At 38.3% G+C, this 10,856-nt stretch carries 13 protein-coding genes; 6 read left to right on the forward strand and 7 right to left on the reverse strand.

From position 1 onward, the window contains the following. Positions 1–535 precede the first annotated feature (535 nt). Positions 536–1,333 carry a YggN family protein gene (locus PMAN_RS14515; protein ID WP_006793837.1) on the reverse strand — a complete coding sequence of 266 codons (798 nt, stop codon included), beginning with the start codon at positions 1,331–1,333 and terminating at the stop codon, positions 536–538. 381 nt (positions 1,334–1,714) lie between these two features. Between PMAN_RS14515 and PMAN_RS14520 the strand changes: the two genes are divergently transcribed. Continuing rightward, positions 1,715–1,900 carry a PA3496 family putative envelope integrity protein gene (locus PMAN_RS14520; RefSeq protein WP_010558095.1) on the forward strand — a complete coding sequence of 62 codons (186 nt, stop codon included), beginning with the start codon at positions 1,715–1,717 and terminating at the stop codon, positions 1,898–1,900. Between the two features lie 114 nt (positions 1,901–2,014). On the opposite strand, the gene PMAN_RS14525 is transcribed toward PMAN_RS14520, so the two are convergent. The 3 genes from PMAN_RS14525 to PMAN_RS14535 all read right to left on the reverse strand — a co-directional run bounded on the left by PMAN_RS14525 (position 2,015) and on the right by PMAN_RS14535 (position 3,731). After that, entirely contained in the window at positions 2,015–2,512 is a 498-nt protein-coding gene (locus PMAN_RS14525) for a glutathione peroxidase (protein ID WP_010558094.1), read from the reverse strand. 218 nt (positions 2,513–2,730) lie between these two features. Then, positions 2,731–3,030: an AzlD domain-containing protein gene (locus PMAN_RS14530; RefSeq protein ID WP_010558093.1), complete on the reverse strand. Its 300-nt coding sequence runs from the start codon at positions 3,028–3,030 to the stop codon at positions 2,731–2,733. Continuing rightward, a complete protein-coding gene (locus PMAN_RS14535; RefSeq protein ID WP_010558092.1) occupies positions 3,027–3,731 on the reverse strand; it encodes an AzlC family ABC transporter permease in 705 nt (234 codons plus the stop codon). Before PMAN_RS14535 ends, PMAN_RS14530 begins: the two co-directional genes overlap by 4 nt. Before the next feature lie 98 nt (positions 3,732–3,829). Here PMAN_RS14535 and PMAN_RS14540 point away from each other — a divergent pair, with 98 nt between their 5' ends. The 3 genes from PMAN_RS14540 (at position 3,830) to PMAN_RS14550 (ending at position 7,462) form a co-directional block, all read left to right on the forward strand. Then, the gene (locus tag PMAN_RS14540) at positions 3,830–4,486 is read left to right on the forward strand and encodes a cytochrome b/b6 domain-containing protein (protein WP_033035686.1); all 657 of its coding nucleotides are present in this window, start codon (positions 3,830–3,832) and stop codon (positions 4,484–4,486) included. A 192-nt stretch (positions 4,487–4,678) separates the two neighbouring features. Continuing rightward, complete coding sequence (locus tag PMAN_RS14545) at positions 4,679–5,242, forward strand: hypothetical protein (RefSeq protein ID WP_010558090.1); 564 nt, start codon at positions 4,679–4,681, stop codon at positions 5,240–5,242. 144 nt (positions 5,243–5,386) lie between these two features. Then, on the forward strand, positions 5,387–7,462 hold the full coding sequence (locus tag PMAN_RS14550; RefSeq protein ID WP_010558089.1) for a S9 family peptidase: 2,076 nt from the start codon (positions 5,387–5,389) through the stop codon (positions 7,460–7,462). Between the two features lie 70 nt (positions 7,463–7,532). Here PMAN_RS14550 and PMAN_RS14555 read toward each other — a convergent pair whose 3' ends face one another. Next, the gene (locus PMAN_RS14555) at positions 7,533–8,006 is read right to left on the reverse strand and encodes a Dps family protein (protein WP_010558088.1); all 474 of its coding nucleotides are present in this window, start codon (positions 8,004–8,006) and stop codon (positions 7,533–7,535) included. A gap of 322 nt (positions 8,007–8,328) precedes the next feature. Between PMAN_RS14555 and PMAN_RS14560 the strand changes: the two genes are divergently transcribed. Continuing rightward, entirely contained in the window at positions 8,329–8,538 is a 210-nt protein-coding gene (locus PMAN_RS14560) for a hypothetical protein (protein WP_010558087.1), read from the forward strand. Here the strand turns inward: PMAN_RS14560 and PMAN_RS14565 are convergent. Both PMAN_RS14565 and PMAN_RS14570 read right to left on the reverse strand, forming a co-directional pair. Then, positions 8,535–9,140 carry a PGAP1-like alpha/beta domain-containing protein gene (locus tag PMAN_RS14565; protein ID WP_010558086.1) on the reverse strand — a complete coding sequence of 202 codons (606 nt, stop codon included), beginning with the start codon at positions 9,138–9,140 and terminating at the stop codon, positions 8,535–8,537. The genes PMAN_RS14560 and PMAN_RS14565 overlap by 4 nt on opposite strands. A 22-nt stretch (positions 9,141–9,162) precedes the next feature. Continuing rightward, positions 9,163–9,699 (reverse strand): YaeQ family protein, encoded by a 537-nt coding sequence (locus tag PMAN_RS14570; protein WP_033025232.1) that lies wholly within the window; start codon positions 9,697–9,699, stop codon positions 9,163–9,165. A 91-nt stretch (positions 9,700–9,790) separates the two neighbouring features. Between PMAN_RS14570 and ylqF the strand changes: the two genes are divergently transcribed. Further along, positions 9,791–10,735: a ribosome biogenesis GTPase YlqF gene (gene ylqF / locus PMAN_RS14575; RefSeq protein ID WP_010558085.1), complete on the forward strand. Its 945-nt coding sequence runs from the start codon at positions 9,791–9,793 to the stop codon at positions 10,733–10,735. Positions 10,736–10,856 lie beyond the last annotated feature (121 nt).

Genomic DNA, 10,856 nt, shown 5'->3' on the forward strand with positions numbered 1-10,856 from the left:
AGCGCATTAAAAATCGTCGTTAATTTGATATTTAAAATAGTAATTGACTTAAAAATACGGTTTTTTAATAGAGTGTTTCTCTAATAAATAAAAAGCGCCTGCTATGAGGCAGGCGCTTTAGTGTTAGTTACGTTTAAACGTGTCTAACTGGGGATGGAGCCTCTCAGCTTTTTGCTAGGGCATAAATTTTGGAGCAAATTGCTTGCTGAATATTTTAGTCTTGCTGAGCCACTAAAAATTGGATGATTAAATCTTTAGTGTTATCAAAAACAGGGGGGCATATGAGTTAAATTTATGCTCATAAAAACGCTGCTTTTGTCTTTATTGTTTATAACGATAAATAACGAACGCAGTCTATGTTTGTATAAAGCCATAGAGTTGTTTACTTAGGCAAGTACTAACTAGACCAATAACCCTTATTTTGAGCCGAACAACATAAACGAGAAAAAAGAGACAGAACAGATACAAAAAAAGCAGCATTCAATAAAATAAAATGCTGCTGAAGGGATGTTAAATATAGTGAGTTAATTGCGGGTTATTTAACGTGTTTAAAGGTAAATAATTGATAACCTTCTAGCTCAGGAACTAACGTTACTAGCTGCTCTTCTTGTTTTGCAATTTCAGCAAAATTACCGCATAACGAATTAGCTCGTTGCTCTAAGTTGTTCGCGTGTAACTCTACTTTCTCTTCAATTTGTGCGCCCATATTTTCCATGCGTTCTTCGAATGCATCCATATCGCCGCCAGAACCTAATAACTCCGATCCAAGCGCGACCAGGATACTACCCATAGATTGCATGACTGCTGATTCAACGGCTGTTTCTATTTGTTTTTCAAACTGATGCTCAAAGTTTTCACCAAATTGGTTAAAACTTTGCTGGCCCATAACAAAGGTGCCTTCTTGATAAAACGTGTTTTCTACTTCTACGCGTATATCGTCCATTAACGATGACATATCGTCTAAGCCATTAATGTTAAAAGCATTACCGACTTCTTCCAAAGCAACACCGGCGATTTTTACGCCGTCTAATGCAATATTAGCGACTTCGGGTAGCTGTATACGTAAGCTATCAGAGTATTGAGTAAGTGCTTGGCGTTGTGAGTTATTAAGCGCTACAAACTCACCATTTACCATTAAGTCGCCATTGCTGTTGAATTGCATAGCTTGGTTTTTTGCTGTAAAAATTTCTAGTTCGTTTGGCTTGATGCGAACATCATTTTTAAACTCTACGTCGCATTGATCGTTGCTAAATGAAATTGTTGAATCATTATCGTTGTGTGCCATAGCAACAGGTGTACAGATTAATGCGCTAACTAATAGTAATTTTTTCATGTGATGACTCTATTTTTTGTTGATAACAAATAATTAATAACAAGTTTGGTGCCACTATTTTTTTATCAACAAAAGCAATGGCTTGCATTTCATGCGAGGTTTAAATGTCTGTTTAATTTTTATTATTAGACTATATTTTAGTGAAATTAACCAATGAATATAAATTTATAAAAAAAATTTATCGATACGATAAAAAACTCTCACTTTCCACAATTGCAATTTAGCGCTATTTATTCACATTAATGACATGAAGGCTATTTACTATGGCTTTGTGGCTTTACTTTGATGCTAATTTGCACAGCATATTGGTGTTAAATTTTTTAATTTACCAATTACATTAATAAAAGCGTAATTGGTCTCAAACACTTTATGGAGTGGGTTGTGGGTAAGACATTTAGTTACGATGCGCTAGATGATGATTTTGTTGAAGACGAATACGAAATGGTCGGTCGAAATCAACACGATAAAAATAAGCAAAAGGTTAAGAAAAAGTTGGAAGACTACCTTGAGCAAAAACGCTTGCGCAAAAATCTAGGCGAAGACGACTTAAGCGATTACATCGATTAAATCGCACTAGTATAATTACAATACCAATTAATAACGGCGGCTAGGTGCACAAAAAGTACGCTTAAGCAGTTGTTACATTGGCAATAAAGAGGCTAATAGCCTCTTTATTACTTTTTACTGCGTGCTTTTAGCCTTACTTAATGCTTTTTGTATAGTGAGCTCTATCTTTTCTGGCTTAGTAAAAGGGGCATAGCGCTTAATTGGTGTGCCATCGGCTGCAATTAAAAACTTAGTGAAATTCCATTTTATTTTTCGAGTTAAAAACCCCGGTAATGCTGATTTTAAAAATCGAAATACAGGGTGTGCATTTTTACCATTCACATCAACTTTGTCTGTTATTAAAAAGCTGACTCCGTAATTTATTAAGCACCCTTGCTCTATTTGCGACGCATCTCCAGGCTCTTGTTGGCCAAATTGATTGCACGGAAAGCCTATAATCACAAGTCCTTGACTGGCGTACTTTTCATGAAGCGCTTGTAAAGATGCGTACTGGTAGGTAAATCCGCATTTACTTGCAGTATTAACAATGAGTACAACTTTTCCCTCAAAGTCATCAAAGTTAATAGGTTGGCCTTGTAGACTTGTTGCGCTTAATTGATGAAACTTTTGCATGGTGGCTTCTTATTATTGTTGTTAGGTATACTTTAACGCGGTAAAGGTTTCACATAAAGTATAAAGTTTATTCGTGGAGCGAGATATGTGACCTAACGGCCTTGGTATAGTTTGAGCTAAATTTTGCGTATTGCTTATACCTAATTCCACATCCTTGTAGGTGGAAATAATAAACAATCCTCAGGCTGCTAAAACTTAACTTTAGAGGGTAATAAGCCCTAATTTAAAATTAGAAACAAACCCATACCGGCAAGTGTTGTGTAATAAATGTTATGTGTTTTATAAGCTACAATAATGGCTACAATAGCGGCACTTAAGTAAGGGTTTTGCCAATGTAGGTTTATGCCTTCTTCACCCAAAAATACAATAGGAACCCAAATAGCGGTAAGCACGGCCGGTGCACTAAAGCTTAAAAATTGCTGCATTTTAGGGCCCACTTTAAAAGGCAATGCACGGTGTAAAAATAAATAACGCGTAAAAAACGTAATGCAGGCCATGAGTAAAATAGTGGTCATCATGTTTTAGTGTCCTTTTTCGCTGTTAGCCTTGCCGTTGTATAACCTGCACTCATTGCTAATAATGCGGAGCACACTAGCCATAATTCAAATCCTGTGCTTTTTAACCACGTAGCAGTAACACCTGCCACAGTAACAGTCACTAAAGAGGCGGTATTTTTAATACCTGGAATAACCAAGGCGATAAAAGTAGCTGCAATTGCAAAGTCGAGCCCTAAGTTAGTTAAATCAGGAAGCATAGATCCTGCAACAATGCCTATTAATGTCCATATATTCCATGCGATGTAAAAACTAAAGCCTGCACTAAGCGCATAAACTAAACGCACTTTTGTGCGATAAGCTTTGCGGTGATGAGAAAACGCAAATAATTCATCGGTTAATACAAAGCTAACAGGTAGGCGCCATCGCATTGGTTGATCTATGACCTTATGCCTAACAGCAAGTCCGTATAAAAAATGCCGAGAGCTAATTATAAACGTGGTGAATAATATGGTAAGCAAGGGGGTGTTCCCTGCCATAAGTTCAATAGCGACAAGTTGAGCTGAACCTGCAAAAACCAGTAACGACATGGCTTGAGTTTCAAGAGCTGTAAATCCATTTTGAATAGCTAAAGAGCCGCAGAGTATTCCCCATGGAATAACGGCTAAGCAAAGCGGAAGCATATCTAAAAAGCCTTTTATTATCGCTTTTTTAACTGGTTGCATAGCATTTACCTTGCTGGCTTGTAGAATGGCAGATAATGACACCTTATTATGAGGTTGATGAGCATTTTAATAATACTGTTTTTTTGAGGGTAAACACAATGACGACGATAAAAGTATGGGATGGGTTTATACGGTGTTTTCATTGGCTATTAGTCATTAGTATTGCCGTTTTATATTTTAGTGTAGAAGAAGGCATGATTGAGCTGCATTTTGTTGCTGGGTTCTTTACTTTAGCGCTCATTGTTACGCGAATAGTATGGGGGATTGTTGGTAGCCGAACAGCAAAATTAAGTGGCTTGATTCACTCACCTAAGGCTGTGTTACAGGGGCTTAAAAAACCGATTGACACCATTGGGCACTCTGCTCCTGGTAGCTATATGGTTATTGCTTTTTTTACGCTTATATTAACGCAATTAATTACTGGGTTGATGAGTAGCGACGGTATTTTAACTGACGGCCCGCTTGTTGAATATGTATCGAGTGATACGGTCGATTTTGCTAATTGGCTGCATCACCTCAATTTTGACATATTACTGTATGCAATAGGCTTGCATATAGCGGCAATTGTTGTGTACAAAATTAAAGGTAAGCCTTTAGTAAAGGCAATGATTACTGGAGAAAAAGCATCAAAATCAAACGGTGTAAAAAGCTCCGTAACTAAGTCGCCTTGGCTCGCGTGGGCTATATTTGCAGGCTTACTGCTTATACTCGCATTTACTTGGGGGCAAGAGCCTTTACAGTACTTATTTGGATAAATTCGCTTTAAAGTGGTCCTTAATTACTGGTTATAAATCTCGGTTACATTCTTTTGTTTGATTGTTAGGGTGTGGGTATTTATAATTAATCCTTCCTTGGCAAGTTAGTGGTTTGCAGTATTACTTGTTATTGGTGCTTGTTGTTTATTCATAGTGAATAAACTATGTCACTCTTAAGGTGTAGCCGTGTTTATGCATACGTCGTTGGCCTGCGGGGAATGGTCAACAATTGGTTGCTTAAATCATCACACTCAATTATTTATTGGTGATGTGGTGAAAGTAACTTTTTATGACATGCAAGGAGAGCTAATTAGCTTATCGTTTGATTTTAAAATTACTTCATTTGAACAAGGGGAGCCCCACGCTTGGCCGCGTTTGATAGCAGAATACATTAATGTTCACATTCCTTTGGTTAGTGCAGGAAAAATGACTGAACACGGTTTAGTAGTCGCTTATCGGAATAATAAAATCTTTGCATTGCAAAGTAGCGGTATATGCAAAGCGCATATTGATTTTCATTGTATTGCAAAATGCGACGATCGTGACATGAGTACTCAACGTTTGTATGAGTATGTTTACCCTGAGCATAGTGAACGCTATAACGCAGGTACTAAGGTGTTACAGCCTAAAGATGGTTGCATATATCAATGTAGGCCTTGGCCTTTTAACGAGTTTTGTCGAAAAGCAAAGGATACACATTCAATATTTGAACCAGGGATAGGTAAAAGTTGGGCTATGGCTTGGCTGCAATTATAAATTAGTTAATTACATGTTTCTTCCCATAGGTATTACAGGTTTAGGAATAAATCGGTTGCCTTTAAGCCCACTCAACTATTGAGTGGGCTTTTTTATTTTTATGATAAACTGCGAGCATTATTACTTCTTTAATTTGGTTTATTTGTGCCTAGTCCAGACTACTCTTTAAGCTTGCTGCCTCATTTCCCTGTTGCTGAAAAACAGCCCCATACATTAACTACACATAATAAAAAAAGAACCGACCATTACTATTGGATGCGTGATGATGAGCGCAAAAATGAAAAAGTACTCGCACATTTACAAGCCGAAAATAACTATTGCGATGAGCAATTAGCATGTATTAAACCCTTGCAAAATACCTTATTCGAAGAGTTAAAAGCGCGTATTGTAAAAGACGACAATTCCGTGCCCGTCAAAGATGGAAAATACTGGTATCACTCTGAAGTGCGCGGTGACGATGAATATGCGCGTCATTATCGTAGCACAAGTATTAAAGCTGAAAATAAAGCCCTTTTGCTAGATGTAAACGAACTTGCACAAGATTTTGAATTTTTTGACCTTGGGGAAGTTGCATTAAGCCCTAATGAGCAGCTTATGGCATATTCACAAGATACTGGGGGTCGCCGTATTTATAACGTTCGTTTTAAAAATATATCAACAGGTGAAATGCTCACTGATGAGCTTGAAAATACAGAAGGGCAAGTTGTTTGGGCAAACGACAATAAAACCGTTTTTTATGTTAAAAAAGATCTGCAAACTTTATTAGGGTACCAAGTATTTAGGCATGAGCTGGGAAGTGCGCAAAGCCAAGATGTGTTGGTGTATGAAGAGCAAGACAGCAGCTTTTTTATGGGACTGGGTAAAAGCCGAGATGAAGCGCTAATTATAATTGATTTGGCATCTACTGAGTCCAACGACACATGGGTGCTTGATGCCAATAATCCGCAAGGTCAATTTAGCGCACTCATGCAAAGAGAAGAGGGCCATGAGTTTGATGTCGATAAGTTAGGTGACACATTTTATATTGTCACCAACTGGCAAGCTAAAAACTTTAGATTGATGACTGCAACCGAGCAGACCATTGCAGATAAAACTCAGTGGCAAGAGCATACAGCCCACAGGGAACATGTATTACTTGAAGGCGTTGAGCTTTTTAATGATTTTTTAGTCCTCAGCGAACGAGAGCAAGGACAAGCACGTTTTGTTGTAGTAAATAAAGAAGGCAAGCGTATGGCGCTTGAGTTCGACGATCCTTGCTATTACGCTGCTGTTGCAATGAACCCAGAGCCCAATGTTAAAACGGCGCGCATTTATTACTCAAGCTTAACCACTCCAGGTTCTTTGTACGATGTTGACCTTATAACGGGTGAAAAAACATTGCTTAAACAGCAAAAGGTATTAGGTGACTTTAAAGCCACAGATTATAAGTCTGAGCGGCTGATGATTACTTCGCGTGATGGCGTCAAAATACCTGCTTCTGTTGTATACCGAAAAGATAGTTTTAAAAAAGATGGCACCAACCCATTGTTTCAATATGGGTATGGGGCTTATGGTTACACCATTGATCCGAGCTTCTCTAGCACGTCGCTCAGCTTACTTGACCGTGGTTTTGTTTATGTCATTGCACATGTGCGTGGTTCCGAAATGCTAGGCCGCAATTGGTATGAGCAAGGTAAAAAAACACATAAACAAAATAGTTTTAGTGATTTTATCGACGTAACAAAAGCGCTGGTTGAACAAAAATACTGTGATAGCAGCAAAGTATTTGCATCAGGCGGTAGTGCGGGTGGCTTGCTTATGGGGGCGGTGCTGAATCAAGCTCCACAGTTATATTGTGGCGTAGGGTGTCATGTGCCATTTTTAGATGTACTCACCACGATGTTGGACGAGAGTATTCCACTGACCACCAACGAGTATGATGAATGGGGAAACCCGAACGATCCACAGTTTTATAATGTAATAGAATCGTATTCGCCTTATGACAATATAAGCGCACAAAATTATCCTAATATATTAGTCACTACCGGCCTACATGACTCGCAAGTGCAGTACTGGGAGCCCATGAAGTGGGTTGCTAAAATGCGAGAATACAAAACAGATAATAATATATTGGTATTTAAAACCGATATGGACGCAGGTCATGGCGGCGCATCTGGACGCTTTAAAAGCTTGGAAGAAAAAGCACTTGAAATGGCATTTTTTATTGCGTTGGTTGAATGATACATTTTGTTAAATAAACAAAAAAGCCTCAGTGGTAGCTGAGGCTTTCAAAATCAGAATAACGTTTAGCTTAATCCAAGTAAGCTTTTAGCATCCAAACTAGTTTTTCTTGTTCAGAGATGTAGTCTCCCATTAATGATGCTGTACCTTCATCGCCTGCATCACCTGCTTGGTTTAAAATCTCACGTTGCTTTTTAATTAATGTACTGTAGCCCGCTAATATATTTTCTACGGCAGTAACACCATCACTTATGCCTTTTGCTTCTTTTATTTCACTTACTTCAAGGTAATCTGAAAATGCATGTAACGGCGCGCCATCGAGCGTTAAAATACGCTCTGCAATCTCGTCTACTTTCAAAAGTAACAGGTTATAAATTTCTTCAAACTTAACGTGTAATTCAAAAAAGTTACGGCCTTTGATGTTCCAGTGAAAACCACGAGCATTCATATACTGTATTTGGTAGCTACTCAGTAGAGTATTAAGTGATTTTACAATGTCGTCGCTTTTTGCGCTGTTTAAACCAATTGCATTTACTTGTGACATAACTTGCTCCTTAAGAACCGTTTGTTTGTTAACTTGAGTAAAGTATTACTTTTTTAGTTAGATTAGTAAAATTGTTTATATCTATATAATTAATAGTTAAAACCTATTAAATGACTGGTACATAAGTTTTGTTCGCTATATAGACATGGGGTCTAATTATTAAAATTCACCTCATTTTTTAAGTGGTTTGTTGGGTAAAATATGATCTCAAACAAGCCTAGAAGGTGTTATTAAATTTGTTAATTTATTTTTTGATTTAGGTCAAAAATCACTCTTTTTGAAAGCGCATAATAATGGCGTTGAATTAATTAGGAGAGTGAACATGTATGCAAAAACAGTCAAACAAAATAAAGCAGAGTTAATTGTGGTATGTATTGCGCTGGTGGCATTTGTGCTCGGTTTAGTAGCTCATCTAGCGGGTGCAAGTATCGCTAACTCAGACGTGTTTGGTTATATAGCTGCGCCAATTCCGTTGGTGCTCGGGGTTATTGTTTTACTAAGTTATAAAATAGCTGAGGCAGCAGAAGATTAACTGCCTTCGCCTAAACACTTTAAAATATAATCGACCACTTCACGTGAGTAAATCATACTGGTATGGCTTAAGTGAAACACTTTGTGTTCTGCCATACCTTTTAGTTTAGTTTCATCAAGAAGAACCGTGCCGTCTGACTTGCTACCCTTTACAATAAGAGGCATTAAGCCGATTGGTAGGTCGCCAGCAATACTATAAAGCTTTGCTTTAAATGGCCAGTTACCATTTTGTGTGAGTAAAAACTCAACGCTATTTTTTAAAAAAGCTTCAAACCCTTTTTGTTTCATTTTTTGTGCAATGTGACTGCCTTGATGCGGAGTACCAAGCGTCACTACTTTTGTAACGAATTGGCTCGCGCTTGAGTTAGCTTCTAAGTAAGCTCTAGCTACTAACCCACCCATAGAGTGGCATACTAAAGCTGTTGGTTCGTTACCAATAAACTCATCTATTTGTGTAAAAATAGCATCACGATTTGGGTCAAGAGTATTGTATGTAAGGTTTAACACGTTAACGCCTGAGCTCTCTAACCTAGAGCAAAGGGGGCGCATAACAAAGCCAGACATATACAAGCCATGTAAAACAATAACGTGTTTAACTTTCATATAACCCCTAAAGCAACTGCAATTACATTAATTGCTGTGGTTTTATCTCAATATTTGTATTATCAGTGTTAACCCATACCTCACCATCTTGAATGGTGACAGTAAGCTGTATGTTGCGGTCAACTAGGTCTGCAAGTGCCTGTGTTGCTGCATAGTCTAAACTAAAAATACTTAAATTTTTAAATTCGTACAATTTTGGTTGGTGTTTTTGCCACCATATAGCCTGGTTGTTTTCACCGTAGGTATAAAGGATAACTTTTTTAGATTTATTGCAGGCTTTTTTAAGGCGCTTTTCGTCAGGTAAGCCTAGCTCAATCCAAAGCTCTATTTCTTCACTGTAATTTACGTGCCACAGCTCTGGCTCGTCATCAGCACTTAGCCCTTTGGTAAACTCTAAACCATCACAATAGTTAAGTGCAAACGCGAGCAGGCGAATCATTAACCGCTGGTCAGTTTCCGATGGATGCTGAGCCAGAGTTAAACTTGTATCTTGATAAACATGGCGATCCATATCGCTAAGCGATAATTGTGCCTTCATAATGGTTGATTTAAGAGCCATAACAACTAATCTAAAAATATTTTCGCCAGTATAGCGCAATTAAATGAATTGCCAGTTAAAATAGCGCTTAAATATACGTTAGGAGTTAAAAATGGCTATCCAGTGGTTCCCTGGGCACATGAATAAAGCCCGAAATGAAATTAAAGAAATAATGCCACAAATGGATGTGATCATTGAAGTGCTTGACGCACGCATTCCTTATAGTAGCGAAAATCCAATGGTGACAACCCTTCGTGAAGGCAAACCGGTCATCAAAATTTTAAATAAGGCTGATTTAGCTGATCCTAAAATGACTCAAGTATGGAAAGACTACTTTGAGCAAGAAAGTGGTGTTAAAGCCATTGCGTTTGGTCATGATAAGGCCGCTGAAGTACACCGTATTAATGAGCTTTGTAAAAAGTTAGTGCCGCATAAAGTGGGTGCCGATAAGCAAATAAAAGCCATGATCATGGGTATTCCAAACGTGGGTAAATCTACATTAATTAATGTATTAGCTGGTCGTATAGTGGCAAAAACGGGTAATGAACCTGCGGTTACCAAGGCGCAGCAGCGCATTAAGCTTGAAGACGGCATTATGCTATACGATACGCCAGGCATGCTTTGGCCAAAAGTAGAGAACGAGAATTCAGGTTATCGTTTAGGTGCAACGGGTGCAATACGCGACACTGCACTTGAGTACGAAGAAGTTGCTAGTTACACCGCTGAATATCTACTGCATGCTTATCCTGAACTACTAAAAGCGCGCTATAAGTTAAACGAATTGCCAGAAAGCGATTGGGAATTTGTGGAAATGGCGGGTAAAAAGCGTGGTTGTATTCGTGGTGGTAATCAAATAGACACGTATAAAATGTCTGAAATACTCATTAACGAACTTCGAGATGGCATTATTGGTCGCATTACCATGGAAACACCAGCCATGCGTGAAGAAGAAGAAATAATGGTTGCCGGATTACGCGCCGCTGCAGAAGCTAAAAAAGCAGCTAAAGAAGAAGAGAAAAAACAGCGCCGTGCACGTGCACGAAAAAACCGCCGTTAAATTGTGAGCTTATGTGAGTATGTTGCTCACTAAATTTCAGACATAAAAAAAGCCCGTAAGGGCTTTTTTAGTTTCATATCTACCGTCACCGATATGAGCAATGTAGCAAGTAAAATAGTAG

This window comes from Pseudoalteromonas marina (assembly GCF_000238335.3).
Classification (GTDB): Bacteria; Pseudomonadota; Gammaproteobacteria; order Enterobacterales; family Alteromonadaceae; genus Pseudoalteromonas; species Pseudoalteromonas marina.